Below are 26,661 nucleotides of genomic sequence, written 5' to 3'. Positions count from 1 at the left end.
CCGCATTGATTTGGAGGTTGAAATGGTCGAGCGCGAAGTTTTCGGGACAACGGCAAAGGGTGAGACCGTCTACCGGGTGACGATCTCCGGCGGCGGTTTGACGGCGCAGGTGATGACCTGGGGCGCGGTCATCCAGGATCTGCGGCTCGATGGCCACCAGCCGCCGCTCGTCCTCGGCTTCGAGGCTTTCGACGACTATCCGAAATATTCGTCCTATTTCGGCGCGACGCCCGGACGCTGCGCCAACCGCATCACCGACGGCCGGTTCGAACTGGACGGCAAGGCCTACCAGCTGGAGCTCAACGAGAAGGGCGTCACCCATCTCCACGGCGGCAGCGACGGCATGGCCAAGCGCAACTGGGAGATCGTCGATCTCGCCGACGACCGGGTGGTGCTGCAGATCGTCGATCCCGACGGCCGGGCCGGCTACCCGGGCAACTGCACGGTGACGGCAACCTATCACCTGCACGGCGAGGGCGTGCTGACGGTGCTCTACGAATCGAGCGCCGACCAGCCGACGCCCTGCAACATCTGCCAGCACACCTATTTCAACCTGGACGGCCGCGATACGGCGCTCGGCCACGACATCATGATCGCGGCGGATGAAATCACCGCCGTCGACGACCGCCAGTGCCCGACGGGCGTGCTCCTGCCGGTGGCCTCGACCGCCTTCGACCTGCGCGAGATGGGGCCGATGGACCGGGAGGAGAATGGCGAACGGGTGCTGTTCGACCACAACTTCTGCCTCTCCGACGAACGCATGGAGAAGCGCTCCGTCGCGCTTGCCCGCAGCACCTATTCCGGCGTCTCGCTGGAGGTGCGCACCACGGAGCCGGGCGTCCAGTTCTACTCGGGCTACAAGCTCGACGTGAAGGTGCCGGGCCACGACGGCCGCCACTACGGCGCCTTCGCCGGCTTCTGCCTGGAAACGCAGATCTGGCCCGACGCCATCAACCACAGCAATTTTCCCGAGGCCGTCCTGCGCCCCGGCGACGTGCTGCGGCAGGAGACGGATTACTGCTTCTCGAAGAGCTGAGACTTTTCTGCAGACCCGCGCCCGGCGAAGGCTGGGCGCTGGTGACGCTTCGGCGTTCGCGTGAATTGCGACGCTTTGGGTGATGTCTGGAACCTGGAAAGAATTGGAGCGGGTGAAGCGATTCGAACGCTCGACCCCAACCTTGGCAAGGTTGTGCTCTACCCCTGAGCTACACCCGCTCATAACCGCGATCCTGGGGTAACGTTGGATCGAGGGCCGACCGTTGTTGCGGCGACGGGCGCTATATGGCTCAAGTGATTTTCGAATGCAACAGGGAAATGAAAGCCGATCGAGAAATTTCTGGCCGCCGAACATGCTGAGGAGCTGGCTGCCCTGAAAATCGTCATGCGGAGACGTCCCGTTCTTCCACCCCACAGCCGTGCATCTGCTTGCGGCAGTGACCACGGCACGGTAAGCCTCGGGTGGCAGCCGATCCCGCCGCAGATTCAGTTGAACCGCGTGGAACCATGAACGACGTTTCTTCCTCTCCCAAGACCCCCGAAGAGCTCTATGCGCTCCTCGATGATCTCGGCGTCTCCTATTCGACGCGGACGCATGCACCGGTGTTCACCGTGGCCGAATCGGTCGGCCTGCGCGACGAGATCCCCGGCGGGCATACCAAGAACCTGTTCGTGAAGGACAAGAAGGACCAGTATTTCGTCCTGACGGTCGAGGAGAATGCGGCCGTGGACCTGAAGACGGTCCACAAGGTGATCGGCGCCGCAAGCCGTGTTTCCTTCGGCAGGCCCGAGAAGATGCTGGAGTATCTCGGCGTCGCGCCGGGATCCGTCACCGTCTTCGGCGCCATCAACGACACGGGCAACAACGTCACCTTCATCCTCGACGAGGACCTGATGCAGAACGAAGTCATCAACGGGCATCCACTGTCCAACGATGCCACCACGTCGATCGAGCGCAACGATCTCCTACGCTTCCTCGAGGCGACAGGTCATACGCCGCTTGTCTTGAAAGTGACCGACTGACATACGATGTTCCCACCCAAGTGAAGCGGGACGACGAGATCCGGAGACATTTCATGAGCGGCACAGACAATCCTTACGACGGTGGCTCCTACGGCGGCCAGATGACGGCCTCGGCGCAGTTCGGCGGTCCGGCAGCGGTGCCGGCTTCGGCGCCGGCGGGCGGCCTCATCAAGGACACCAGCACGGCCGCGTTCGCTGCGGACGTCATGGACGAATCGCGCCGGCAGCCGGTTCTGGTCGATTTCTGGGCGCCCTGGTGCGGCCCCTGCAAGCAGCTGACGCCGATCCTGGAGCGCGTGGTCACGGAAGCGCAGGGGCGCGTCAAGCTCGTCAAGCTCAACATCGACGATCACCCGGCCATCCCGGGCCAGATGGGCGTCCAGTCCATTCCGGCCGTGGTCGCCTTCGTGGATGGCCGTCCGGTCGACGGCTTCATGGGCGCGGTGCCGGAAAGCCAGCTTCGCCAGTTCATCGACAAGGTCGCCGGCCCGCCCGGCGCCGATCAGGCGGCCGAAATCGAAGCGGCGCTCGCCGAAGCGGAAGGCCTGCTGGTGGCTGGCGACGTCCAGGCTGCCGCGCAGCTCTTCGGTGCGGTGCTGCAGGCCGATCCGGAGAATGCCAAGGCGGCTGCCGGCCTGATGCGGTGCATGATCGAACTGGGGGACGCGGCACGCGCCTCGCAGATGCTGCAGTCGCTTCCCGAGGAGATGGCCGCGGATCCTGCCATCCAGGCGGTGGCGCGAAAGCTGGAGCAGTTCGAGGAAGCCCGCAAGCTTGGGGACCCTTCTGCCCTCGAGCATGAGCTCTCGCTCAACCCGGACCATCACGAGACGCGCATGAAGCTTGCCAAGATCCGCAATGCCGAGGGCAAGCGCGACGAAGCGGCGGAGCATCTTCTGATGATCATGCGCAAGGACCGCACGTTCGACGACGATGGTGCACGCCGTCAGCTCTTGGAATTCTTCGAGGCCTGGGGGCCGAAAGATCCGGCCACCGCCACGGCGCGCCGGCGGATGTCCTCTATCCTGTTTGCCTGAGAGCGGGCGCCGAAGGCGGCCTTGCGATCCCCGCAGGCCGCGCCACATTAACTCCACAGACGGCGCCGCCGTGCCGCCTGTAGTCCTGGAGGTTGGGGCCCATGATTGTCGGAAATGCACGATACGTGAAGCGCGAAGACCTGCCGGACACGGTGCGGATGTTCCCCCTTATGGGCGCGCTCCTGCTGCCGGGCGGTCAGTTGCCGCTCAACATCTTCGAGCCCCGCTATCTGGCGATGTTCGACGCGGCCCTTGCGGGAGACCGGCTGATCGGCATCGTCCAGCCCGTCCTGTCCGATCCGGCCGGCTCGACAGCGTCACGGCCGGCCCTCAGCAGCGTCGGCTGCATCGGCCGCATCACCTCTTTTGCCGAAACCGGGGACGGCCGTTATATCGCCTCGCTCAGCGGCGTCTGCCGTGTCCGGTTGCTTGACGAAGCCGGTACCGCGCATCCCTATCGGACGTTCAAGATCGCGCCGCTTCTTGCCGATCTTTCGGCGGAGGACGACGAAGGGTTGGTCGACCGCGCGTCCCTGTTGCGGGTGTTCCGGGCCTATCTGGATGCCAACAAGCTGGAGGCCGACTGGGAAAGCGTCGAGCTTGCCGGCAATCGGACCCTGGTCAATTCGCTGTCGATGATGTCGCCGTTCGGGCCGGCCGAGAAGCAGGCGCTTCTGGAGGCGCCGGACCTCAAGACCCGCGCGGATACCCTGATTGCCATCACCGAGATGCTGCTCGCCCGTGGCGGCGGCGATTCCGACACCGTTCTGCAGTAGCCGCCATGGACGAGCGTATCAGCAAAGTCGACCCGAAACTCCTGGAGCTTCTCGTCTGTCCGCTCACCAAGGCGCGGCTGACGCTCGACCGCGACACGAACGAGCTGATTTCGGAGAAGGCGCGACTGGCCTACCCGATCCGCGACGGCGTCCCGATCATGCTGGTCTCGGAAGCCCGCAAGCTGGAAGGCTGACGGCTCAGATCGCTTCACCGGCCAATAGCTTCGGGCGATCCTCGCCCGAGACCCCGGAGGCCTGCCCGATGAGGTAGGACTTCAGCCCCGGCATGCGTTCCACGAGACCCAGCCCGAAATCGCGCGCGACCCGGATCGGCGTCACGTCGTTGGAGAACAGCCGGTTGAGGACATCGGTGGTCACGCCCATCCGGAAGGTGTCGAAGCGGCGCCACGACTGGTAGCGCTCCAGGACGTTCAGGGCGCCGATGTCGAGGCCGAGACGGTCGGCTTCGACGATGGTTTCGGCAAGTGCTGCCACATCCTTGAAGCCGAGGTTGAGGCCCTGGCCCGAGATCGGGTGGATGCCGTGCGCGGCGTCGCCCGCCAGCGCCAGGCGCGGGGCGACGAAGGCGCGCGACAGGGTCAGGCCGAGCGGGAAGGCCTTGCGGCCGCCGACGACGCTGATCTCGCCCAGCTTGTGCCCGAACCGCCGCTGCAGTTCCGCTTCGAAGACCAGATCGTCGGATGCGACCAGACGCTCGGCATCCGCCGTCCGCTCCGTCCAGACCAGCGACGACCGGTTGCCGGTGAGCGGCAGGATGGCAAAGGGACCGGACGGCAGGAAATGCTCCTCGGCGACGCCATCGTGGGGCCGCGCGTGAGCCACGGTGGTGACGATGCCCGACTGTCCGTAGTCCCAGGTCACCGTCTTGATCCCTGCCATGTCACGCAGCTTGGAGCGAACGCCATCGCAGGCGACGATCAGGCGCGTCTCGACCGTCGTGCCGTCCGAGAGGGCCACGGTGGTGCTGGTGCTTGCGGTGGTGAAGCCGGTGGCGGAGAGGCCATGGCGAATGGGGATGCCGAGCCGTTCGCAAGCGCCGCGGAGCGCCCGGACCATGGCGACGTTCGGGATCATGTGCGCGAAGGGAAGACCTTCCTCGACGGCGCCGTCGAAGGTCAGGAACACGGGACGGACGGGGTCGGAGGTGCGCGAATCGGTAACGATCATGCGGTTGATCGGCTGGGCCTCCGGCGCGATCTCGTCCCAGACGTTGAGAACTTGCAGCATGCGGCTGGCGGCCGCGATGATCGCGGAGGCGCGCTCGTCCTTCTCCCAGACATGCCCGGGCGCTGCTTCCAGGATCTCGACCTTCAGGTGCGGCGCCGACTGCTTCACCGCCACAGCGGCCGACAATCCGACGTAACCGCCACCGACAACCAAAATATCCAGCATTTGCAGGCACTCCCGTGTGACTTGAGAAGTTGACACCGTCCATATAGAGCATCCGGCATCTGCTTCCTATTGCCGGAGACCGCCATAATGTCGCGTCAGCCCCAATCCCAGGCCCCGATGGACCGGTTGCTTTCGACGCTCGACCTCGAGAAGCTCGAGGAAAATCTCTACCGCGGGCTCAGCCCGCAGGTGGGCTGGCAGCGGGTTTTCGGCGGCCAGGTGATCGCCCAGGCTCTGATGGCGGCGCAGCGGACAGTCGACGGCGACCGTTTCGTCCATTCGCTGCACGCCTACTTCATGCGTCCCGGCGATCCTGCGGTGCCGATCATCTATCAGGTGGAGCGGATCCACGATGGATCAAGCTTTGCGACCCGCTGGATCGTTGCCATCCAGCATGGCCGACCGATCTTCTCGATGTCGGCCTCCTTCCAGGTGGAGGAGGACGGGTTTGAGCACCAGGTGCCGATGCCGCCGGTGACGCCGCCGGAGGACCTGATGGGGGAGAAGGAGTTCGAGGAGCTCTTCCTGGCGCAGGCGCCGGCGGCCGTCCGCAAATACTGGAACCAGGATCGGCCGATCGAGATCCGGCCGGTGTCGCTGGTGCATTATCTCAGCAAGGAAAAGCTGGAGCCACGGCAGGACATCTGGGTCAGGGCCGTCGGCGCAGTGCCGTCTGAGCGACACTACCAGGCCTGTGTCCTCGCCTATCTCTCGGATATGACGCTTCTCGACACCTCCCTCTATGCCCATGGAACCTCGATCTTCGATCCCAAGCTGCAGGTGGCCAGCCTCGACCATGCCATGTGGTTCCACCGGCCCTGCACCCTGGATGACTGGCTGCTCTACACGCAGGACAGTCCGAGCTCGTCCGGTTCTCGCGGGATGACGCGCGGCAGCCTCTACACGCGCTCCGGAACGCTGATCGCCTCTGTTGCCCAGGAAGGGTTGATCCGTAAACGGGCAGATGAATAATTATTCGGCATTCTCGAATATTTGCCTACATTTTGGTCTGGCGGCGGAATTTATGCTGCCTCCGGTTTAGGCTTTTCCCCGAAAACCTACGTGTTTCAACTATTTATTAGTGCATCTCCAATCTGGCACGCCCTTTGTATGTATGGAACGAGTCGCTGTCGTGATCAGCCAGCGATCAGGGAAGTCGGCTCCGGCCGAGTCAACAAAGGATGGGACGCCAGATGAAAATCGTGATGGCCATAATCAAGCCGTTCAAGCTGGATGAGGTGCGCGAAGCCCTTACCGCGGTCGGTATCCAGGGCCTCACCGTAACCGAGGTCAAAGGCTACGGTCGGCAGAAGGGACACACCGAAATCTACCGCGGCACCGAATATGCGGTGAGTTTTCTGCCAAAGCTGAAGATCGAAATCGCCGTGGCCACGGATCTGGTCGAAAAGGCCGTCGATGCGATCGCCACCGCTGCCAAGACCGGCCAGATCGGTGACGGCAAGATCTTCGTCTATTCGATCGAGCAGGCCGTGCGCATCCGGACCGGCGAGACCAACACAGAAGCGCTTTAACGGCTGATTGGGGAGCTACCAATGCAATTTTCAAGAGTTTCAACCTCGTTCGGACGTTTGAGTGCTGCCACCGCAGCCCTGCTTTCGCCCGTCGTCGCCTTCGCGCAGGACGCAGCCGCGCCCGCCGCCGAGGCTGTTGCCGCCGCACCGGTTCCGGACAAGGGCGATACCGCCTTCATGTTCCTGTGCACGATCCTCGTCCTGTTCATGCTGATGCCGGGACTGGGCCTGTTCTACGGCGGTCTCGTCCGCGCGAAGAACATGCTGTCCGTTCTGATGCAGTGCACGGTCGTCGGCGCATCGATGATGCTCGTCTGGGTCATCTACGGCTATTCCTTTGCCTTCGGCGGCTCGGAAAACGCCTATTTCGGCGGAACCGCCAAGCTCTTCCTCTCGGGCATCACGATGGACTCGACGGCTGCAACCTTCTCGGATGCGGTCATTCCTGAGTACATCTTCATGCTGTTCCAGATGACGTTTGCGGCGCTGACGCCGGCGCTGATCGTCGGTGCCTTCGCGGAGCGCATCAAGTTCTCCGCAGCGCTCTTGTTCTGCATCCTGTGGGCAACCTTCGTCTACTTCCCGATCGCCCACATGGTCTGGGATGCCAATGGCCTGCTGTTTGCCATGGGCGCCCTCGATTTTGCCGGCGGGACGGTCGTGCACATCAATGCCGGCGTTGCCGGTCTGATCGGCGCCATCATGATCGGCAAGCGCACCGGTTTCGGCAAGGACATGATGGCACCGCACTCGATGACGCTGACGCTCGTCGGCGCTGCCATGCTCTGGGTGGGCTGGTTCGGCTTCAACGCCGGTTCCAACCTCGAAGCCTCGGGCGGTGCGATGCTGGCCACCGTCAACACCTTCATCGCGACGGCCGCCGCCATCGTGTCCTGGTGCATCGTCGAGAGCTTCACGCGCGGCAAAGCCTCCATGCTCGGCGCCGCATCCGGCATGATCGCCGGCCTCGTTGCCATCACCCCGGCGGCCGGTATCGCCGGTCCGATGGGTGCCATCGTCATGGGTCTCCTGGTCTCGCCGCTGTGCTACTTCTTCATCGCCGTGATCAAGAACAAGTTCGGCTATGACGATACGGCAGACGTCTTCGGCGTCCACGGCATTGGCGGCTTCTTCGGCGCGCTTGCCACCGGCATCTTCGCCTCCTCGTCGCTCGGCGGCATCGGTTACGCCGACGGCGTCACGATGGGTGGTCAGTTCATGACGCAGCTCACCGCCGTCGTCATCACCATCGTCTGGTGCGGTGTCGTCTCGGCGATCCTCTACAAGGTCGTCGATGTCATCGTCGGCCTGCGGGTCCCGGTCGAAGCGGAACGCGAAGGCCTCGATCTCGCATCGCACGGCGAAGCGGCCTACCACTCCTGATGCCAGCCCGGGGGCGGCGCAAGCCGTCCCAGGACCAACCATCGGGGTCAGCTCTTGGCCGATCAATCAATGCCTGGGCGTTCAGCCCGGGCATTTTTGTATGCGCGGCGACCTGCAGCGTCGAATGTGGTTAAAGCCGCGTTAACCAACCGCGCGTTACCTTGCCGCCACGATGGCGACGTGCGTGCTCCTGCGACCGTCACTGTTTTCAGACGTTAAACGGCGGGCAGAGCAATGGGCAGAAGCAATTCGGCAGCGATGGGCAATGGGTCGGCCAAGGCCATGCTGACGGCCTTCATCGTTCGACAGGCCCTGGCGCTTGCAGGCTTTGCGATCTTCCTCGGGCTGGCACTGGCCGTTGCCGCGCTGGCCACCTGGAACGTCGCGGATCCGAGCTTCTCCTACGCCACCGACAATGAGCCCAGCAACCTGCTCGGCCATGCGGGTGCCGCGTTCGCCGACCTGATGATGCAGTTCCTCGGGCTCTCCAGCCTCGTCGCGCTGCTGCCGCTGCTGGCCGTGGCACTGGCGCTGATCTCCGGCCGCCGGTTCAACCGAACACCGGCGCGGCTTGCCGCGTGGGGCGGCGGCACGCTGCTGGCCTCGGCCTCGCTCGGCTGCTTTCCCGCCCCCTTCACCTGGCCGATCCCGAACGGAATCGGTGGTGTCATCGGCGACATGATCCTGCGGTTCCCCGCCCTCTTCGTCGGCGCCTATCCGACCGGCATGCTAGCAACGATCCTCGGTATCGTGTTCGCGGTTCCGGCCGTCTGGCTGCTGCTCTTTGCCTCCGGCCTCGTCGGTGACGCCTTCGAGGACCACGAGGACGAGGAGCGCATGCCGGTCGCGGTGCCAGCGGCGCGGGGTCGCCCGGCTCTCGACGACGAGGAAGACGACGACGACAGCACATTTGCCGGCTTCCTGGCGCTGGGCGCGTTGGCGCACTACTGGTACATCGCCCAGGCCCGCACGCGGCGGCTGTTCGGGATCAAGCGGACCTCGCGCGATACCTTCGACCAGCCCTATGATTTCAACGATGACGAATTCGGGACGCTGAACGAGCCGGTGCGGCCGAAGGCCGCCTCTGCGGGACAGCGGGTCGAGCCTTCCCTTGATGGGCCGACCGAAGGGTCAAGCCGGCGGTCCATCTTCGCGCCGCCCATGGCGCATGACGATGATGACTTCGACGACGTGGTCCGCCCTGCCGGCATCCTGCCGGAGGATGAGGATGACGACGTGGCTTTCGCCGTGTCACGACCGGCAGCGCCTGCCGGCGCCCGGTCTCAGCCGCGGGTCATTGCACCGCCGCCGCCGCCGAAGCCCAGCGCCCGTGTCGCCCGCGACGCGCAGGGCTCGTTCATCGATCGGGACGGCTTCCAGCTGCCTTCCGTCCACCTCCTCGCCGAGCCCAAGGCGGTTGCGCGCGACGCGACCCTGTCGGGGGATGTCCTGGAGCAGAATGCCCGCATGCTGGAAGGCGTGCTGGAGGATTTCGGCGTCAAGGGCGAGATCATCCACGTTCGTCCCGGCCCGGTCGTGACACTCTACGAGCTGGAACCGGCACCCGGCATCAAGTCATCGCGGGTCATCGGTCTGGCGGACGATATTGCCCGCTCGATGAGCGCGATCGCCGCCCGCGTGGCCGTCGTTCCGGGACGCAATGCGATCGGCATCGAACTGCCGAACCGCACGCGCGAGACCGTCTACCTGCGCGAGATGATCGGCAGCAAGGATTTCGAGAACAGCAAGGCAAAGCTTGCCATGGCGCTCGGCAAGACCATCGGCGGCGAGCCGGTGGTGGCCGATCTCTCCAAGATGCCGCATCTTCTTGTCGCCGGCACCACCGGCTCCGGTAAATCCGTCGCCATCAACACCATGATCCTCTCGCTTCTCTATCGCTACACGCCGGAGAAGTGCCGCCTGATCATGATCGACCCGAAGATGCTCGAACTCTCGGTCTACGATGGCATCCCGCACCTCCTGTCCCCCGTCGTAACCGACCCGAAGAAGGCCGTGGTCGCGCTGAAGTGGACGGTGCGCGAGATGGAGGAGCGCTACAAGAAGATGTCGAAGATCGGCGTGCGCAACATCGACGGCTTCAACAGCCGCGTCGAGCAGGCCATCGCCAAGGGCGAGGTGCTGACCCGCACGGTGCAGACCGGCTTCGACCGCCAGACGGGCGAGGCGATGTACGAGACCGAGGAATTCGATCTGCAGCCGATCCCCTACATCGTCGTCATCATCGACGAGATGGCCGACCTGATGATGGTCGCCGGCAAGGATATCGAAGGCGCGGTGCAGCGGCTGGCGCAGATGGCCCGTGCGGCAGGCATCCACGTCATCATGGCGACCCAGCGTCCGTCGGTCGACGTCATCACCGGCACGATCAAGGCGAACTTCCCGACCCGCATCTCCTTCCAGGTGACGTCGAAGATCGACAGTCGCACGATCCTCGGCGAACAGGGCGCCGAGCAGCTGCTCGGCATGGGCGACATGCTCTACATGGCCGGCGGCGGCCGCATCCAGCGCGTCCACGGGCCGTTCGTGTCCGACACCGAAGTCGAGGAGATCGTTGCCTATCTGAAAACGCAAGGATCGCCGCAATACCTGGAAGCGATCACGGCGGACGATGACGAGGAGAACGACGGCGGCGGCCCGGCCGGCACGTCCAATCTTTCGGACTCCGAAGATCCCTATGACCAGGCGGTGGCGATCGTGCTGCGCGATGGGAAGGCTTCGACCTCCTATATCCAGAGGCGGCTCGGCATCGGATATAACCGCGCCGCGTCACTGATCGAGCGGATGGAAAAGGAAGGGCTGATCGGCGCGGCCAACCACGCCGGCAAGCGCGAAATCCTCGTGCCCACGGAAGGCGACATTCTGGAACGCTAGACAAGCATTGCGCGTTGGCCATCAAGCTGCCGCGTTTTGTTTCCACGAAGCGGTGGAAGGAGACAGAAGACGATGATGAAAAAGACTGCCAACTCCCCCTGGACAGGCTCCCTCAGCCGCCGAGGCTTTTCTGTCGGACTGATCGGCCTTGCGGCCTCTGCCGTGCTGCCGGCTCCCGTCTTTGCGCAGGCCGGATCGGCCGCGGCGCAGAAGATCGCCGACCATTTCTCGTCGGTCAAAACGATGATGGGCGAATTCGTCCAGTTCGGCCCGCGCGGCGAGCAGACCGGCGGAAAGTTCTTCATCGAGCGACCCGGCAAGCTGCGCTTCAATTTTGAAGACCCCTCGCCGATCCGCGTCATAGCCGACGGATCCAATGTGGTCATCGGCAATACGAAGCTGAAGACCTGGGATCTCTACCCGCTGTCGAAGACGCCCCTCAGCCTGCTCCTGGCGGAGCGGATCGACTTGACGGACGAAACGGTCAGAAGCGTTCGCGAGGAGCCGGATCTGACCACGATCGTGCTCGGCAACCGGACGGTGTTTGGTGATTCCACCATCACCATGATGTTTGACACCAAGACCTTTGAACTGCGCCAGTGGACGATCACCGATGCGCAGAACAAGGACACCTCGGTGATGATCTACAACGTCAAGAACGGTGTCGGCTTCGACGAACGGGTGTTCCGCATCCCCTATGATGAAGTCCGCAAGATCTAGTCGCTACGAACTGGCAAGGGACCCACGCGGGTCCCTTTTCTACTTCACCAGCCGCGAAAAATTGCCTACACCTCCGGCACCTGCCTGAGGACCCTCCATGACATTCTCCATCACCACCTGGAACATCAATTCGGTGCGGCTGCGCATGCCCATCGTCGAGCAGTTCATCGTGCGCCACCAGCCGGACATCCTGTGCCTTCAGGAGATCAAGTGCCAGGAGCACGAGTTCCCGCTGCAGCCGCTCAAGGACCTTGGTTACCAGCACATCATCATCCACGGGCAGAAGGGCTATCACGGCGTTGCCATAGCTTCGCGCGTGCCGCTGACCGAAGACCACCGGCAGAACTACTGCGGCGTCGGCGATGCCCGCCATATCTCGGCGATCTTCGAGCGCGGCTCGCGGCGGATCAGGATCCACAATTTCTACGTCCCGGCCGGCGGCGACGAGCCGGACCGGACCGTCAATCCGAAGTTCGGACACAAGCTTGATTTCATCGAGGAGATGAAGGGGCTGAAGGCGGATGCGATGCCGGGCATTGCCTCCGTCCTGGTCGGTGACCTGAACATCGCGCCGCTCGAGCACGACGTCTGGTCGCACAAGAAGATGCTGAAGGTCGTCAGCCACACGCCGGTGGAAACCGATGCCATGCTCGAGATCATGGCAAAGGGCAACTGGCTGGACCTGATGCGCCAGCATGTGCCGGTCGAGGAGAAGCTCTACACCTGGTGGAGCTACCGTGCCAAGGACTGGGAGGCTGCCGATCGGGGCCGGCGGCTCGACCACATCTGGTCGTCGCAGGATCTTGGATCGTTTCTCGATCGCATCGATGTTCTGAAGGAAGCGCGCGGCTGGAACCAGCCGTCGGACCACGTTCCGGTCACGGCGGTCTTCAAGTTCTAGGCTGCACGTAAGCCGGATTTAGCTGAACCGGCCTTGCATCCCGGCGGCGGCGCTGGCCAGGGATGCTATATTGTCGCGGATGCGGCTTTCCACCAGCTGCCCCACCCGTGGATATTCCTCCAGAAGCCGGTGAAACAGGCCGCGGGTGATACGCAGGACCTCTGAGTCCTCCAGCGCAATGGCGGTGAACTTCCGCTCCACCATGGTCACCAGTGCCAACTCGGACAGAAAGGTACCCGGCGTTGCGACCGTCTCGAGGCGTCGGGCACCCTCCCTCGTCGAGATGACCAGTTCGAACGCGCCCTTCGAGACGATGAAGGCGGATTCAGCCGGCGAGGCTTCTCGAAACAGCTCCTGCCCGGCGGCCACGCCCCGCCGTTCCGCCCCAAAGGCAAGCAACCGCAGCTGGTCCTCGTTCAATTCCCTGAACAGGGGCACCTGGGCGAAGAGGCGGATGTCGTCTTTGAGGGACATAGCGTGACCTTAGGGTACGATCTTGTAGCCGCCGTTCTCGGTGACGAGAATCTCGGCGCTGGACGGGTCGCGCTCGATCTTCTGGCGAAGCCGGTAGACATGGGTTTCGAGCGTATGGGTCGTGACGCCGGAGTTGTAGCCCCAGACCTCTTCGAGAAGGACGTCGCGGGTGACGACCTTCTGGTCGGCGCGGTAGAGGTAGCGGATGATGGCCGATTCCTTCTCCGTCAGGCGGATCTTCTTGCCATCGTCGGTCGTCAGAAGTTTCTGGCTGGGCTTGAAGATATAGGGACCGACGGTGAAGGTGGCATCCTCGCTCTGTTCGTACTGGCGCAGCTGCGCACGGATACGGGCCAGAAGCACGGCGAACCGGAACGGCTTGGTGATATAGTCGTTGGCGCCCGCCTCAAGGCCGAGGATCGTATCGGAATCGGTGTCATGGCCGGTCAGCATGATGATCGGCGCCTTGAAACCGTTCTTGCGCAGAAGCTTCACGGCCTCGCGGCCATCCATGTCCGGCAGTCCGACGTCCATGATCAGCAGATCCACCTGAGTGGCCTTCGCCACCTGCATTGCCTTGGTGGCGTTCGCCTCCTGCAACAGCGAGAACTCTTCATAAAGCGACAGTTGCTCCATCAGCGTTTCACGCAGATCGTCGTCGTCGTCCACCAGCAATATCGTGCGCGCTGCCATATGTTCTTGCCTCTTGTTCTGCCTCGCCCCTACCTCGTCTACGACGCGGGAGGGCAATCGGTTCAGGCACTTGATCTAAGTCGCATCGTGCTATGATTTCAAACCAAATCATCTTTAATGCAACAACTCGTGAGGAAAATGGCGAATTTACGCAGATCGGCGGGCAAATCGAAGGTTGCAGTCACCGTACGGTCAGCCCCCGGCAATGCCTGCCGCGGCATCGTCTCCTTCGGCGGCATCACTGTTCCAGCAGCGCTCGGACGCGCCGGCCGCACGGCCTTCAAGCGGGAAGGTGACGGCGCTACGCCGATCGGCGCCATGCACCTGCTATCCGGTTTTACCCGCGGAGATCGCGTCAGGGCTCTCCGGACCCCCCTGCCCATGCGGCGCATCACCAGCGGCATGCTCTGGTGTGATCAGCCGGAACATCCAAGTTACAACCGCCTGGTGCGCGCTCCGTTCCGGCCCAGTCACGAAGAGATGTTGCGCCAGGATGGTGTCTACGACATCTGCCTCGTTCTGAATTGGAACATCACCTCGCGCCGCCGCTACCGCGGCTCTGCCATCTTCTTCCACCTGATCAAGCCGGGCTACACCCCGACGGCGGGCTGTGTCGCAATCAGTCTCAGGGACATGCGGCGGCTGCTGCCGTTCCTGCGTAGGGGAACGATCGTGCGGGTGCTTTAGCAGGTCAATTGGACGGTGGTGTCGCATAGCCGTAACGGTTGGGTCCTAGTGTAGGCCTGTAGATCCAACCCATCAGCAGGAGGCTGCCATGACCGAAGAACACTGTCCGAAGATGTTCCCGACCACCCAGTTGGAAGAGGCGGATGGGGACGGCCACAATTTCAGCGCCAACGATACAATGGGCGAAATCATCAGCCGCCGTTTCTCGCGCCGCAACTTTCTGCAGGGTTCGCTGGCCGTTTCCGCGATTGCCGCGACGGTCAGTCCGCTTGCGCTGATGACCGCCGAAAAGGCGAGAGCCGCCGGTGGCTCGGCCTTCTCCTTCGCGGAGGTGGAAGCCGGTGTCGACGCCAACCATCACGTCGCGGAAGGCTATGACGCCGACGTGCTGCTGCGATGGGGCGATGGCCTGTTTGCCGATTCCCCGGAGTTCGATCCGAGGAACCAGACTGCGGACGCACAGGCCAAGCAGTTCGGCTACAACAACGACTATGTCGGCTTCATCCCCCTCGAGGGCGCGGCCGATCACGGCATGCTCGTCGTCAACCACGAATACACCAACCCGCATCTGATGTTCCCGGGCCTCGTCACGCTTGTCGACGGCAAGGTGGAGCAGGGCCCGCTCAGCAAGGAGCAGGTCGATGTCGAGATGGCGGCGCACGGCGGCACCATCGTCGAGATCCGCCGGGTGGACGGCAAGTGGCAGGTGGTCCGCGACGGCGCCAACAACCGCCGCATCACCGTCAACACCGAGATGCAGCTCACCGGTCCGGCTGCGGGCCATGACCGCCTCAAGACCTCCGCCGACAGTACCGGCACCAAGGTCATCGGCACCGTCAACAACTGCGCCGGCGGCGTGACGCCCTGGGGCACCTACATCATGGCCGAGGAAAACTTCCACGGCTACTTCATGGGCGACCTGCCGGCCGATCACGCGGAAGCCGCCAACTACGAACGCTACGGCGTGCCGGAGGGCAGCTACGAGTGGGGCCGCTTCTACGACCGCTTCGATCTCTCCAAGGAGCCGAACGAGCCGAACCGCTTCGGCTGGGTCGTCGAGGTGGACGTCATGGATCCGACCTCGACGCCGAAGAAGCGCACCGCGCTCGGCCGCACCAAGCACGAGGGTGCCGAGTCGATCGTTGCGAAGAACGGCAAGGTCGTCTTCTATCTCGGCGACGACGAGCGTTTCGACTATGTCTACAAGTTCGTCACCGAAGGCACCTATAACGCCGACGATCGCGCCGCCAACATGGACCTGCTCGACGCCGGCACGCTCTACGTGGCGAAGTTCGAAGAGGACGGCACCATGGAATGGCTGCCGCTCGTCCACGGCCAAGGCCCGCTGACGGAGGCCAACGGTTTCGCCAGCCAGGCGGACGTGCTCATCGAGACGCGCCGCGCCGGCGACGCGCTCGGCGCCACGAAGATGGACCGCCCGGAGGATGTCGAACCCAACGGTGTGAACGGCAAGGTCTACGTGATGCTGACCAACAACACGCGGCGCAAGGCAGACCAGGTCGATGCCGCCAACCCGCGTGCGGAGAATGCCTTCGGACACATCATCGAGATCTCGGAAGCCGATGGCGACTTTGCCGCCACCTCCGGCACCTGGGAAGTGCTGCTCAAGTGCGGTGACCCATCGGTTGCCGAAGTTGGCGCTACCTTCTCGACGGAAACGACGAAGAACGGCTGGTTCGGCATGCCCGATAACTGCGCCGTCGATTCGGCCGGCCGCCTGTGGGTCTCGACCGACGGCAACAGCAACAAGGCGACCGGTCGCACCGACGGTCTCTGGGCCGTGGATACGGAGGGCGACGCCCGCGCGACGTCCAAGCTGTTCTTCCGGGTTCCGGTCGGTGCCGAAATGTGCGGTCCGCTGTTCACGCCCGATGACGAGACGGCGTTCGTTGCCGTGCAGCATCCGGCCGACGGCGGCGAGGACTGGGATGGCCACGGCCGTCCGTCCTACTACGAGGACCTGTCGACCCGCTGGCCGGACTTCAAGGACGACATGCCGGTTCGGCCTTCCGTCGTGGCGATCACCAAGATCGGCGGCGGCAAGATCGCCGTCTGATCCGAGAATGAAGCAGAAAACGGAGCTCCGCGTCGACGCGGGGCTCCTTTACCGCAGCATGCGTGGCGTCAGGAAGTCGGCGAGAATGCCGGAGCCGGGTTCGACGCTTGACCAGTCAGCGACAGCAAAATCGATCACTGCCAAGGCGCCGGTCGGAAATTTCCCGGCCATCGCCCCGTGCGACTGTCCTTCGCCGACCAGCATCAGCGCCAGCTCCTGCAGGCCCGGATTGTGGCCGATGATCAGCACCGTATCGGCCTCCGCTTCCGTCTCGCGCAGAACCTCCAGCATCTGCGTTGCGGCTGCGTCGTAGAGCGCTGGCGTAACGCGGCTTGCTACTGTACCCGGCAGCCGGCTCTTCACCAGGTCCCAGGTCTCCTGCGTCCGTCTTGCGTCGGAAACGATCGCCAGATCGGGAACGAGGTGCTCGCGCGCCATGTGGTTGCCCATGGCCGGCGCCGCCTTCTCTCCTCGTTCGGCAAGAGGTCTCGCGTGATCCGGCACGTCCTCCGGCCAGGCGGACTTCGCGTGCCGCAGGAGCAGCAGTCGTCGCTGGCGCGGTGGCGCTTTTCTGTCCGCGTAATCTGCCATGATGTCGCCTCCGCGTGTTTTCGCGATTCTAACATGGAGCGGCGTCATCCGCAGGTTCAACCATTCCTGAGCAATGCGTCCGGACAGAGCTCCAACGCAAGATGCCGCCGGCAGGGCCGACGGCATCTTCAAGTCAGCAACATCAGGTCAGAATGGCTACTTCCACTCGCGGATATCGACGAAATGGCCGGCGACAGCAGCGGCTGCCGCCATCGCAGGCGAAACGAGATGCGTGCGGCCCTTGTAGCCCTGGCGGCCCTCGAAGTTGCGGTTGGAAGTCGAGGCGCAGCGCTCCTCGGGCTTCAACCGGTCGTCGTTCATGGCCAGGCACATGGAGCATCCAGGTTCGCGCCATTCGAAGCCGGCGTCGAGGAAGATCCTGTCCAGGCCTTCGGCCTCGGCTTGTTCCTTGACGAGGCCGGAGCCTGGAACGACCATGGCCGAGACGGTGGGGGCGATCGTGCGGCCTTCGACGACCTTGGCGGCTGCGCGCAGATCCTCGATGCGGCCGTTGGTGCAGGAGCCGATGAAGACCCGGTCGATGGCGATGTCGGTGATCTTCGTGCCCGGCTTCAGGCCCATGTAGTCGAGCGCGCGCCATTTCGACGTCCGCTTGTTCTCGTCCTGGATCTCGTCCGGGTTGGGCACGGCGCCCTGCACCGAGATAACATCTTCCGGGGACGAGCCCCAGGAGACGATCGGCGGCAGGTTGGCCGCGTCGAGCACGATCACCTTGTCGAAATGCGCGCCCTCGTCCGTGTGCAGGCCCTTCCAGTAGTCGAGCGCCATGTCCCAGGCCGTGCCCCTGGGTGCCCGCGGCTTGTCCTTGATGTATTCGAAGGTCTTTTCATCCGGAGCGATCAGGCCGGCGCGGGCGCCGCCCTCGATCGTCATGTTGCAGACGGTCATGCGGCCTTCCATCGACAGGGCGCGGATCGCCTCGCCGGCGAATTCGATGACGTGGCCGGTGCCTCCGGCGGTGCCGATCTCGCCGATGATGGCGAGGATGATGTCCTTGGCGGTGACGCCCGGCGGCAGCTGGCCGTCGACACGCACCAGCATGTTCTTCGCCTTCTTCTGCACCAGCGTCTGGGTTGCGAGCACATGCTCGACCTCGGACGTGCCGATGCCATGCGCCAGCGCCCCAAAGGCGCCATGGGTCGAGGTGTGGCTGTCGCCGCAGACGATCGTCATGCCGGGGAGCGTGAATCCCTGTTCCGGGCCGACGATGTGGACGATGCCCTGACGCTTGTCCTTCTCGGAGTAGTATTCGACGCCGAAGTCGAGGGCGTTCTGGGCGAGCGCCTCCACCTGGATGCGGCTTTCCTCGTTCTTGATGCCGATATGGCGGTCAGGCGTCGTCGGTACGTTGTGGTCGACGACGGCGAGCGTCTTCTGCGGCGCACGGACCGTGCGGCCGGCCAGCCGCAGACCCTCGAAGGCCTGCGGGCTCGTCACCTCATGGACGAGGTGACGGTCGATGTAGAGGAGACAGGTGCCGTTGTCGTCGCTGACGACGTGGTCGTCCCAGATCTTGTCGTAGAGGGTGCGGGGTGCGCTCATGGCTGCCATCCATTGGAACTGTTCATGCGGGGAATAGGCCGGCACGTATCGCTGCCGGTGCGATTTGGATCAGCTCAGCGAAGTCGGCTGTTCAGAGCGCCGGAAATGCGCGCGAAGAAGCGTGCCGGCAGACGCTTGTGGTCCTGCAGCACGATGAACTGGTTCGCGAGGCATCCGAATTTCGATCCCATGGCGTGGTTATTAGCAGTTTTGCGACGCCCGTTCAATATCGATGGATGGCCGCCGGTCCCTCAGCGGGGACCGGCGAGGCGGCTGGACAAAAGCTGGTCCAGCGACAGCCGCCCCGGCCCGCGGGCGACGATCAGCAACAGGCAGGCGGCCCAGGTGCCGTGTGTCGGCCAGGCGCCGGGATAGACGAAGATCTGGATCACCAGCGTCATGGCCAGCAGCCCCAGCGCCGCCAGCCGGCTGCCGAGGCCGATCACCAGCAGCACCGGCAGAAGATGCTCGGCCAGTGTCGCCAGATGGGCGGCGATCACCGGGTTGACCAGCGGCAGCGCATATTCGTGCTCGAACAGGTAGACGGCATTTTCGGAGACACGCCAGCCGTCGAGCTTCGTCTGCCCGGAGTTCCAGAAGACGGCGGCGATCGAAAGGCGCGCGACGATCGCGATCAGATCATGCGGAATGCGCTCCAGCAGGGCGATGCCGTCCTGCAGGCGGCGGGACAGGCTGTTGTCGGCCGGAACGGCAAACGGGCTGCTCATGGCTGCTCTCCCTCTTGTGTCTGAATGGCTGAAAAGGCGCCGGCGCCCAGTGCACCGGCCAGATTGGCGGATAGGTCAAAACCACTATCGGCCGCCATCGCAGCTTCCGCCGCGGCCGCCAGCGTCTCGCCCGCCGCGAGCGCGTCAAGGAAGACGGCACCGCCGGGCGGCAGCCGCAGGACCTCGACAACCAGATGCGGCCGCACCACCAGCGCATCCTCCGGGCTCCAGTCGGCAATCTCCGCTGCCGGCAGCTCACCGGCATTCATCGCCCAGATGGTGACCATCGGGAAGGAGGAGCGCAGGATGGCTGCGGATGGGTGGAGGGTGAAGCGGAGATCGGCGAGACGTTCCGGCGCAATCGCCGCAAGTCCGGCCGGATCGAACGGCGCCACATCGGCGGCGTGATAGGCGCGGCCGCGGGCAATCTCCAGCCGCATCACATCGGCCAGATACGGCACCGTCTGAGCAGGGGGAAATCCCGCTGCAAAGTCGGGGAGATCGTCGCCATAGAGAAAGAGGAGCGGCGAGCGTGGCGGATTGGCCCGGATGTAGATGTCGGCCATCGCCGCGAAGAAGTCTTCGCCGACGATATTTTCGGCAGCCGGAAAGCGGCTCGCCAGCGCCCGGCGCAGGCCGATCATCACGTTGTTGCGGTAGACATTGTAGCGCGCCTTTGGCTGTGGCGAATTCCACGACGTCAGTCCCTCCGGCAGCGCGCTGTCCGGCGTCATCAGCGCTGCCGCAAATCTCTGCTGCATGGTGGGCATGATCGCCTCCTAAGCTGCCAGCGCCGACCGGCGCAGGATGACTTCCGCAGCCTCGGCTTCAGACCGCAGCACCGGCCACTCCGGCACGTCATTGTCCCATTCGATCAGCGTCGGCACGGGGCCGATGCGGGCGATGACGTCCGCGTAGAGCGCCCAGACCGGGTCGCGCACCGGCGTATCGTGGGAATCGATCAGCAGCGGCGCGCCGAGATCGTCGCAGGTTTCCGAATGCCCGCCGAGGTGGATCTCGCGCACGTGGCGGATTGGAAAGCGCGCCAGATAGCTTCGTGGATCGGTATTGTGGTTGGTCGAGGCGACGAAGACATTGTTGATGTCCAGCAGCAGGCCACAGCCGCTCCGCTTCACCACCTCGTCGAGGAAGTCGGTCTCATCGAAGGTGCTTTCGTCAAACAGCAGGTAGGTCGCGGGGTTTTCGAGCAGCATCTGCCGTCCCAGCACCGTCTGCACCTCGTCGATGTGCCGGCACACCTGGTAGAGCGTCTCCTCGGTGTAGGGAAGTGGAAGAAGGTCGTTCAGGAACGCCGTGTCGTGGGTGGACCAGGCCAGATGCTCGGAAAAGCTCTCCGGCTGATAACGATCGCAGACGGCCTTCAGTCGCCGCAGGTGATCCTGGTCGAGCGGCTGCAGCGAGCCGATCGACAGGCCGACGCCGTGGATAGACAGGGCATAGTTCTCCCTTAGCCGGCTAAGCTGCGCGTGCGGTGGTCCGCCGGCGCCCATGTAGTTCTCTGCATGAACCTCGAAGAAGCCCATTGGCTGCCGCTCGGCATCGATCATGGGAAAATGCTCGGGCTTGAAGCCCACGCCCGCACGGGCGGGAAGCTGCGATGCTTTCATGACGCTTCTCCAGAGGTAATGGGGCGCCGCATCCGTTGCGGCGCCGCAGATCGTCAGGTTGTGGATCAGGCCGGAGCCGGACCGGCTTCCAGCATGCCATGGCCGTTCGGCGTCATCATCGCCTGGCAGGTGCCGGTCGGCACGAGCTTCCAGGCATTCTGCTGGTAGTCGACGGTGGAGGTGCCGGCGCAGGTCGTGCCGGGGCCGGCGGCGCAATCGTTCTGGCCCTTGAGGGCAACGCCGTAGCACTTCTCCTTGCCCGCTTCCTGGGCAAAGGCAGGAGATGCGATCGACGCGAGTGCCGAGGTGACGGATGCCGCAATGGCGAGTGAAAGGATGCTGGTCTTCATGTTGGGTCTCCCTGGTAAGCAAACCGTCTTGGCTTGCATGGTGCCCTACGCCGGCGAGCGAAGCGACGTTACAGAGCCCCGGAAATTTTCGCGGATGACCCATGGGCGCCGTCTTCGAATTTGTCTGGACGGTCCGGCTGCATGCTTTATCCTGAGGAAGACGCCCGGCGGGCGCGGAAAATTGTCATGCAGGTGTAACGATCGGCCAATTGGCGGCGTAGGGCTCATTGAATGAATGATCTGGCGCGCGAAGAGCAATGGTCCGCCTGGATGCGGGCAGCCCTCGAGGGCGATACGCTTGCGTATCACCGCTTCCTGACGTCGGTCACGCCGCATCTGCGCATCATGGCGCGCCGGCGTTGCGCCCAGTTCGGCGCTGCCGCCAGCGAGGCCGAAGACGTCGTACAGGAGGTTCTGCTGTCGATACATCTCAAGCGAGGCACCTGGGATCCGTCGCGCCCGATCGCGCCTTGGATCTCGACGATCATCCGCAACAAGCTGATCGACAGCCTGCGCCGCCGTGGCCGGCACGTGGACGTGCCGCTGGAGGATGTCGTTGCAACCTTGCAGATCGACGAGCAGGGGCAGGCGCAGGAGCGGCTCGATGTCGACCGGATCCTGAAAACGCTGAAGGAGCCGCAGCGGACGATCGTGCAGGCAATCTCGCTGGAAGGCAGCAGCGTTCGCGAGACGGCGGGCCGGGTCAATATGACGGAGGGGGCAGTCCGCGTGGCACTGCACCGGGCGTTGAAGGCGCTATCTCTGACCTATCGGGAGCCAATGACGTGAAGACTGACGAACTCATCAACCTGCTGTCCGAGGATTCGACGCTCCGCTTCCGCTTCGGCCATGCGCTGGCCCTGGCTGTCGCCGCCGCCATTGTGTTGGCCGCGGGCCTGTTCTTCGCGACCATGGGTTTCCGGCCGGATATCGAGGCGGCGCTGAACAGCCTGCGCTTCGTCTTCAAGCTGGTGGTGACGACGCTGCTGTTTCTGGTGTCGGCAAACCTCGTGGCGCGCCTTGCCCGCCCCGGCGCCCGCGTCCTCCCCGGGGCGCTCGGCCTGCTGCTGGTTGCGGGCGTGCTGGCCGTGTCGGTGCTGGCGGAACTGGTCGCCGTTCCGGCAGGGGACTGGGAGGCGCGGATGATCGGCCACAATGCCCATGAATGCCTGTCGCTGATCCCGCTTCTCTCGGTCGGCCCGCTCGGCGCATTCCTTCTCGCGCTGCGTCAGGGTGCGCCGGAACATCCGGGTCGTGCGGGCGCCGTGGCGGGACTGGCGGCGGGCGGCATCGCTGCCGCCTTTTACGCGGCCAATTGCACCGATGACAGCCCGCTCTTCGTGGCGCTCTGGTACACGCTGGCGATCGGCATCGTCACCGGCGCCGGCTATCTCGCCGGAAAGCGCTGGCTGACCTGGTAGCGGCCCGAGCGGAATGACGGCGACGGCAACAAAAAAGGCGACCCGAAGGCCGCCTTTTTTGCAATCTGGATGAAATGCTTATTCTGCAGAGGTCTCTGCAGCCTTTGCGTCTTCCGCTGCCTGGGCAGCAGCTGCTTCTGCGGCCTTTGCCTCTTCGGCTTCGGCTGCTGCCTTCTCGGCGGCAAGCGCCTGAGCTGCTGCAACCTTTTCAGCCTCGATGCGGGCCTTTTCTTCCGCAACGGCGGCGCGCTCTGCGTCGTTCAGCTTGCGGGCGCGGGTGCCCGTGTCTTCAACGATACGAGCCGACTTGCCGCGACGATCGCGCAGGTAGTAGAGCTTGGCGCGGCGGACCTTACCGCGGCGGACGATTTCGACGCCTTCGACGAGCGGCGAATAGACCGGGAATACGCGCTCGACGCCTTCGCCGTAGGAGATCTTGCGAACCGTGAAGCTCTCGTTGATGCCGCCGCCGGAGCGGGCGATGCAAACGCCTTCATAGGCCTGTACACGGGTACGAGTACCTTCTTTCACGCGCACGTTGACGCGGACGGTGTCGCCGGCCGAAAATTCCGGCAGCTTGCGCTGGGCTTCGATCTTGGCGGCCTGTTCGGCTTCCAATTCCTGAATGATGTTCATAGGTCAAACCTCTATGTTTTTCTGAAACAGCCAGAGCGCTCGGTCGTCATCCCTTGGTCAATGCCTCGGGAGTTGACCCTTTCGGGCCAAGAGCGGGTTCACCATTCTTTGCTTGCTGGTCGAGGGGCAAACCCCATGTCCGCGTGGGCCATTACACCAAACATACGGCTTTGTCATCCCTTTGCGCCGGAAATAGTTGCCGTACCGATCGCGCGGTGGCAGTGCTTGCGGTCGCGAACGTGGGCGGCTATGTCGGCAGCGTCATTGCCGGGGAAGATCGTACCATGACCATCGTCACCATGCTGCTGCTCTTTGTTGCCGCCTTCTTTGCGGGCGCAGTCAATGCCATTGCCGGTGGCGGGACCTTCCTGACCTTCGGCGCCCTGACGCTGGCCGGCATCCCGCCGATCACCGCCAATGCGACCTCCTCGATCACGCAGTTCCCAGGCTACATCACCTCCACCTTCGCCTATCGCGACGAGATCGCCAAAAGCTGGCGCAGCGCCGTCGCACTGTCGATTGTCTCGGTCATCGGCGCGCTTGGTGGATCGTTGCTGCTGCTGTCGCTGGACAACCCGTCCTTCCGCGCCATCGTGCCCTGGCTGCTGGCGGCCGCAACCGCCATCTTCGCCGCCGGGCCATGGCTGAAGCCAAAGGCATCTGCAGACAAGCCGGTAAATTCGCCCATCAGCGTCGTTGCGCAGTTCTTCACCGCCATCTACGGCGGCTTCTTCGGCGCCGGCATGGGGATCATGATGCTGGCCGTGCTGGGGATTACCTCCGGCGGCACCTACCATCATCTCAACGCGCTGAAGAACCTGCTGTCGATCCTGATCGCGGCCGTGGCCATCGTCATCTTCGTGTCCGGCGGCGTGGTTGCCTGGCCGCAGGCGCTGGTGATGATCCCGGGTGTCGCGCTCGGCGGCTATGCCGGCGTCTGGATGGCACGGCGCGTGCCGCAGACGGCAATGCGCCTGGTCGTCGTCGCCATCGGCGTGGCGCTGACGATCTACTATTTCGTCACGGGCTGATCGTCTTCGGCGAGAAGATCCGGCCGCCGCTCGCGGGTGAGGTCCAGAGCCTGCCGGTGCCGCCACTTGTCGATTTCGGCATGGTTGCCGGAGGTCAGCACGGCCGGGATCTCTCGACCCTCGAAGATCTGCGGGCGGGTGTAGTGCGGATACTCCAGAAGACCGTCTTCGAAGCTCTCATGGGTGCCTGACAGCGCATTGCCCATGACGCCCGGCAAAATGCGGACGACGGCGTCGAGCAGCGTCAGCGCCGCCGGCTCGCCGCCGGAGAGGATATAGTCGCCGATCGAGACTTCCTCGAGCCCCCGTGCGTCGATCACGCGCTGGTCGACACCCTCGAAGCGCCCGCAGACGATCACCACTCCTTCACCGCCCGCCAGTTCCCGAACCCGCTTCTGGGTGAGCGGTCGCCCCCGCGGGCTCATCAGCAGCCGCGGACGGGGATCGTCAGGCGAGACATGGTCGATGGCCCTGGCGAGGATGTCCGGCTTCAGCACCATGCCGGCACCGCCGCCGGCCGGCGTATCGTCGACCGTGCGGTGCCTGTCCTCTGCGAAATCACGGATCTGCACCGGGTCGATCGCCCATTGGCCGCGCTCCAACGCCTTGCCGGCAAGCGACAAACCCAGGTGGCCGGGAAACATTTCCGGGTAAAGGGTGAGGATCGTGGCGCGAAAGGTCACGGGCGGCTACCGCTCGCCTTCCGGCGGCTTGCCACGGCTCTTCTCATCCGGATCTTCGATCAGGCCTGCGGCGCGGGGATCGATGACGATCCGGCCCCCTTCGAGATCGATCTCCAGGACGGCGGCTTCGGAAAAGGGGATGAGGGTCGGACGGCGTCCGGGGCCCTTCAGTTCGAGGAGGTCGCCAGCGCCGAAATCGTAGACTCCGCTGACGGTGCCGTAGCTCTTGCCCGTTTCGTCGACTGCGTCGAGACCTTCGAGATCTGCATAATAGAATTCGTCGTCGTCGAGCTCCTCGTCCGATAGGTTCTCCCGTTCGACATAGAGCTCAAGGCCCGTCAGAGCTTCGGCATCTTCCCGGCTGTTGACGCCGCGGAAGCGGACCACCACGACGTTCTTGGCCTCGCGGATGTCCAGGATCTCGAAGACGCGGCCATCCTTGGCATGAAGCTTGCCGTAGTTGCCGAGCGCCATCGGCTCTGCCGTGTAGGAACGGACCCGCACCTCTCCGCGCAGGCCTTGGGCGGCGCCGATCGTCGCCATCAGGATCGGATGTTGGAGCTTGTTCATGCGTTCTTGTCCCGGACCATTCAGGGGCGCTTTTTACTCAGAGTGCGGCCAAATGAAAACACAAAACGGGCGGCACGTCTCCGTGCCGCCCGTTCGCCGCCAGAAGCGGGTCGTCACTTATTCGGCAGCGGCGGCTTCCGAAGCGGCAGCGGCGGAATCTGCTTCCTTCTGGGCGCGCTCGGCGGTCCGTTCCTGGGCCTTCTTGCCGGGCTTTGCCTTTTCCGGGTTGTTCTTGGTCTCGCGCTGGGCAACGCCGGCTTCGGCGAGGAAGCGGAGAACGCGGTCCGTCGGCTGGGCGCCCTTGGCAATCCATTCCTGGATGCGCTCGAGGTTCAGTTCGACGCGGCTCGCGTTATCCTTCGGCAGCATCGGGTTCCAGTGGCCGACCTTCTCGAGGAAGCGGCCGTCGCGCGGAGCGCGGGCGTCGGCGATGACGACGTGGTAGTAGGGACGCTTCTTGGAACCGCCACGGGCGAGACGAATCTTCAGGGACATTTTTCTTACTCCTTGGGTCTTTGTATGGGGCCGCTTGGGATCAGGCGGACTGTTTGGTGCCGCCGTGTTCGGCAGCGATTGCTTCATGGTGCCGGATGACTTCCGTGATGACGAAGTTCAGGAACTTCTCGGCGAAATCCGGGTCCAGATGAGCGTCCTTCGCCAGGCGGCGGAGGCGTTCGATCTGGTATTCTTCGCGCGCCGGGTCGGCCGGCGGCAAATCGTAACGGGCCTTGAGGAGCCCGACTTCCTTGGTGCAGCGGAAGCGTTCCGCGAGCATGTGCAACAGTGCCGCATCGATGTTGTCGATCGACTGCCGGTAGCCCAAAAGCTGTTCCTTGACGTCTTTCTCGGCCATGCT

30 protein-coding genes and 1 tRNA gene are annotated in these 26,661 nt (G+C 64.0%); 16 read left to right on the top strand and 15 right to left on the bottom strand.

Annotation, left to right across the window (positions count from 1 at the left end; translation table 11 throughout):
• The first annotated feature begins 22 nt into the window (after positions 1-22).
• Positions 23-1,036, top strand: coding sequence for an aldose epimerase family protein (locus M1E10_RS07225; protein WP_499175691.1), 1,014 nt, complete (start codon positions 23-25; stop codon positions 1,034-1,036).
• A 104-nt stretch (positions 1,037-1,140) separates the two neighbouring features.
• Here M1E10_RS07225 and M1E10_RS07220 read toward each other — a convergent pair.
• Positions 1,141-1,215, bottom strand: a tRNA-Gly gene (locus M1E10_RS07220).
• 288 nt (positions 1,216-1,503) lie between these two features.
• Between M1E10_RS07220 and M1E10_RS07215 the strand changes: the two genes are divergently transcribed.
• From M1E10_RS07215 to M1E10_RS07200, 4 genes are all read left to right on the top strand, one after another.
• Positions 1,504-2,019 carry a prolyl-tRNA synthetase associated domain-containing protein gene (locus M1E10_RS07215; protein ID WP_499175690.1) on the top strand — a complete coding sequence of 172 codons (516 nt, stop codon included), beginning with the start codon at positions 1,504-1,506 and terminating at the stop codon, positions 2,017-2,019.
• Between the two features lie 53 nt (positions 2,020-2,072).
• Complete coding sequence (gene trxA, locus M1E10_RS07210; protein ID WP_499175689.1) at positions 2,073-3,056, top strand: thioredoxin; 984 nt, start codon at positions 2,073-2,075, stop codon at positions 3,054-3,056.
• Between the two features lie 101 nt (positions 3,057-3,157).
• Complete coding sequence (locus M1E10_RS07205; RefSeq protein ID WP_499175688.1) at positions 3,158-3,832, top strand: LON peptidase substrate-binding domain-containing protein; 675 nt, start codon at positions 3,158-3,160, stop codon at positions 3,830-3,832.
• A gap of 5 nt (positions 3,833-3,837) precedes the next feature.
• A complete protein-coding gene (locus tag M1E10_RS07200; RefSeq protein ID WP_029617536.1) occupies positions 3,838-4,026 on the top strand; it encodes a Trm112 family protein in 189 nt (62 codons plus the stop codon).
• 4 nt (positions 4,027-4,030) lie between these two features.
• Here M1E10_RS07200 and M1E10_RS07195 read toward each other — a convergent pair whose 3' ends face one another.
• Positions 4,031-5,245: a ubiquinone biosynthesis hydroxylase gene (locus M1E10_RS07195; protein WP_499175687.1), complete on the bottom strand. Its 1,215-nt coding sequence runs from the start codon at positions 5,243-5,245 to the stop codon at positions 4,031-4,033.
• Between the two features lie 87 nt (positions 5,246-5,332).
• Between M1E10_RS07195 and tesB the strand changes: the two genes are divergently transcribed.
• The 6 genes from tesB to M1E10_RS07165 all read left to right on the top strand — a co-directional run bounded on the left by tesB (position 5,333) and on the right by M1E10_RS07165 (position 12,673).
• Positions 5,333-6,217: an acyl-CoA thioesterase gene (tesB, locus tag M1E10_RS07190; RefSeq protein WP_499175686.1), complete on the top strand. Its 885-nt coding sequence runs from the start codon at positions 5,333-5,335 to the stop codon at positions 6,215-6,217.
• Between the two features lie 209 nt (positions 6,218-6,426).
• The gene (locus M1E10_RS07185; protein ID WP_499175685.1) at positions 6,427-6,777 is read left to right on the top strand and encodes a P-II family nitrogen regulator; all 351 of its coding nucleotides are present in this window, start codon (positions 6,427-6,429) and stop codon (positions 6,775-6,777) included.
• Positions 6,778-6,798: 21 nt separating this feature from the next.
• Positions 6,799-8,160, top strand: coding sequence for an ammonium transporter (locus tag M1E10_RS07180; RefSeq protein WP_499175684.1), 1,362 nt, complete (start codon positions 6,799-6,801; stop codon positions 8,158-8,160).
• Positions 8,161-8,394: 234 nt separating this feature from the next.
• A complete protein-coding gene (locus tag M1E10_RS07175; protein WP_499175683.1) occupies positions 8,395-11,052 on the top strand; it encodes an FtsK/SpoIIIE family DNA translocase in 2,658 nt (885 codons plus the stop codon).
• A gap of 72 nt (positions 11,053-11,124) precedes the next feature.
• Complete coding sequence (locus tag M1E10_RS07170; RefSeq protein ID WP_499175682.1) at positions 11,125-11,772, top strand: outer membrane lipoprotein carrier protein LolA; 648 nt, start codon at positions 11,125-11,127, stop codon at positions 11,770-11,772.
• Between the two features lie 97 nt (positions 11,773-11,869).
• On the top strand, positions 11,870-12,673 hold the full coding sequence (locus tag M1E10_RS07165; RefSeq protein ID WP_499175681.1) for an exodeoxyribonuclease III: 804 nt from the start codon (positions 11,870-11,872) through the stop codon (positions 12,671-12,673).
• Between the two features lie 18 nt (positions 12,674-12,691).
• Here the strand turns inward: M1E10_RS07165 and M1E10_RS07160 are convergent, their stop codons facing one another.
• Positions 12,692-13,147 carry a cyclic nucleotide-binding domain-containing protein gene (locus tag M1E10_RS07160; protein WP_499175680.1) on the bottom strand — a complete coding sequence of 152 codons (456 nt, stop codon included), beginning with the start codon at positions 13,145-13,147 and terminating at the stop codon, positions 12,692-12,694.
• Between the two features lie 9 nt (positions 13,148-13,156).
• Complete coding sequence (locus M1E10_RS07155) at positions 13,157-13,840, bottom strand: response regulator transcription factor (RefSeq protein WP_029617527.1); 684 nt, start codon at positions 13,838-13,840, stop codon at positions 13,157-13,159.
• A gap of 138 nt (positions 13,841-13,978) precedes the next feature.
• Between M1E10_RS07155 and M1E10_RS07150 the strand changes: the two genes are divergently transcribed.
• Positions 13,979-14,527 (top strand): L,D-transpeptidase family protein, encoded by a 549-nt coding sequence (locus tag M1E10_RS07150; protein WP_499175679.1) that lies wholly within the window; start codon positions 13,979-13,981, stop codon positions 14,525-14,527.
• A gap of 88 nt (positions 14,528-14,615) precedes the next feature.
• Positions 14,616-16,604 carry a PhoX family protein gene (locus M1E10_RS07145; RefSeq protein WP_499175678.1) on the top strand — a complete coding sequence of 663 codons (1,989 nt, stop codon included), beginning with the start codon at positions 14,616-14,618 and terminating at the stop codon, positions 16,602-16,604.
• Between the two features lie 48 nt (positions 16,605-16,652).
• On the opposite strand, the gene M1E10_RS07140 is transcribed toward M1E10_RS07145, so the two are convergent.
• The 6 genes from M1E10_RS07140 to M1E10_RS07115 form a co-directional block, all read right to left on the bottom strand.
• Positions 16,653-17,195 carry a SixA phosphatase family protein gene (locus M1E10_RS07140; protein ID WP_499175677.1) on the bottom strand — a complete coding sequence of 181 codons (543 nt, stop codon included), beginning with the start codon at positions 17,193-17,195 and terminating at the stop codon, positions 16,653-16,655.
• A gap of 156 nt (positions 17,196-17,351) precedes the next feature.
• Entirely contained in the window at positions 17,352-18,758 is a 1,407-nt protein-coding gene (gene leuC / locus M1E10_RS07135) for a 3-isopropylmalate dehydratase large subunit (protein ID WP_499175676.1), read from the bottom strand.
• Positions 18,759-19,009: 251 nt separating this feature from the next.
• Positions 19,010-19,486 carry a DoxX family protein gene (locus M1E10_RS07130; protein ID WP_499175675.1) on the bottom strand — a complete coding sequence of 159 codons (477 nt, stop codon included), beginning with the start codon at positions 19,484-19,486 and terminating at the stop codon, positions 19,010-19,012.
• The gene (locus tag M1E10_RS07125) at positions 19,483-20,256 is read right to left on the bottom strand and encodes an HvfC/BufC family peptide modification chaperone (protein WP_499175674.1); all 774 of its coding nucleotides are present in this window, start codon (positions 20,254-20,256) and stop codon (positions 19,483-19,485) included. Before M1E10_RS07125 ends, M1E10_RS07130 begins: the two co-directional genes overlap by 4 nt.
• 9 nt (positions 20,257-20,265) lie before the next feature.
• Entirely contained in the window at positions 20,266-21,114 is an 849-nt protein-coding gene (bufB, locus tag M1E10_RS07120) for an MbnB/TglH/ChrH family RiPP precursor modification enzyme (protein WP_499175673.1), read from the bottom strand.
• Between the two features lie 65 nt (positions 21,115-21,179).
• Complete coding sequence (locus M1E10_RS07115) at positions 21,180-21,464, bottom strand: BufA1 family periplasmic bufferin-type metallophore (protein ID WP_499175672.1); 285 nt, start codon at positions 21,462-21,464, stop codon at positions 21,180-21,182.
• Positions 21,465-21,695: 231 nt separating this feature from the next.
• Between M1E10_RS07115 and M1E10_RS07110 the strand changes: the two genes are divergently transcribed.
• Complete coding sequence (locus M1E10_RS07110; protein WP_499175671.1) at positions 21,696-22,253, top strand: sigma-70 family RNA polymerase sigma factor; 558 nt, start codon at positions 21,696-21,698, stop codon at positions 22,251-22,253.
• The gene (locus M1E10_RS07105; protein ID WP_499175670.1) at positions 22,250-22,885 is read left to right on the top strand and encodes an NrsF family protein; all 636 of its coding nucleotides are present in this window, start codon (positions 22,250-22,252) and stop codon (positions 22,883-22,885) included. Before M1E10_RS07110 ends, M1E10_RS07105 begins: the two co-directional genes overlap by 4 nt.
• Positions 22,886-22,963: 78 nt before the next feature.
• On the opposite strand, the gene rplS is transcribed toward M1E10_RS07105, so the two are convergent.
• Complete coding sequence (gene rplS / locus M1E10_RS07100; protein WP_499175669.1) at positions 22,964-23,521, bottom strand: 50S ribosomal protein L19; 558 nt, start codon at positions 23,519-23,521, stop codon at positions 22,964-22,966.
• 284 nt (positions 23,522-23,805) lie between these two features.
• On the opposite strand from rplS, the gene M1E10_RS07095 reads away from it, so the two are divergent.
• Positions 23,806-24,552, top strand: a complete 747-nt coding sequence (locus M1E10_RS07095) for a sulfite exporter TauE/SafE family protein (RefSeq protein WP_499177109.1) — start codon at positions 23,806-23,808, stop codon at positions 24,550-24,552.
• Here the strand turns inward: M1E10_RS07095 and trmD are convergent.
• The 4 genes from trmD to M1E10_RS07075 form a co-directional block, all read right to left on the bottom strand.
• Positions 24,534-25,235 carry a tRNA (guanine(37)-N(1))-methyltransferase gene (trmD, locus tag M1E10_RS07090; protein ID WP_499175668.1) on the bottom strand — a complete coding sequence of 234 codons (702 nt, stop codon included), beginning with the start codon at positions 25,233-25,235 and terminating at the stop codon, positions 24,534-24,536. The genes M1E10_RS07095 and trmD overlap by 19 nt on opposite strands.
• Positions 25,236-25,241: 6 nt before the next feature.
• Positions 25,242-25,805 carry a ribosome maturation factor RimM gene (gene rimM / locus M1E10_RS07085; RefSeq protein ID WP_499175667.1) on the bottom strand — a complete coding sequence of 188 codons (564 nt, stop codon included), beginning with the start codon at positions 25,803-25,805 and terminating at the stop codon, positions 25,242-25,244.
• A 117-nt stretch (positions 25,806-25,922) separates the two neighbouring features.
• Entirely contained in the window at positions 25,923-26,300 is a 378-nt protein-coding gene (gene rpsP / locus M1E10_RS07080) for a small ribosomal subunit protein bS16 (protein WP_499175666.1), read from the bottom strand.
• Positions 26,301-26,340: 40 nt separating this feature from the next.
• On the bottom strand, positions 26,341-26,658 hold the full coding sequence (locus M1E10_RS07075) for a chorismate mutase (protein ID WP_499175665.1): 318 nt from the start codon (positions 26,656-26,658) through the stop codon (positions 26,341-26,343).
• Between the last annotated feature and the right edge of the window lie 3 nt (positions 26,659-26,661).

The organism is Rhizobium sp. PK7-22, from assembly GCF_056530405.1.
The sequence above is the reverse complement of the archived record's forward strand: the minus strand, read 5'-3'. Positions and strand labels throughout refer to the sequence as shown.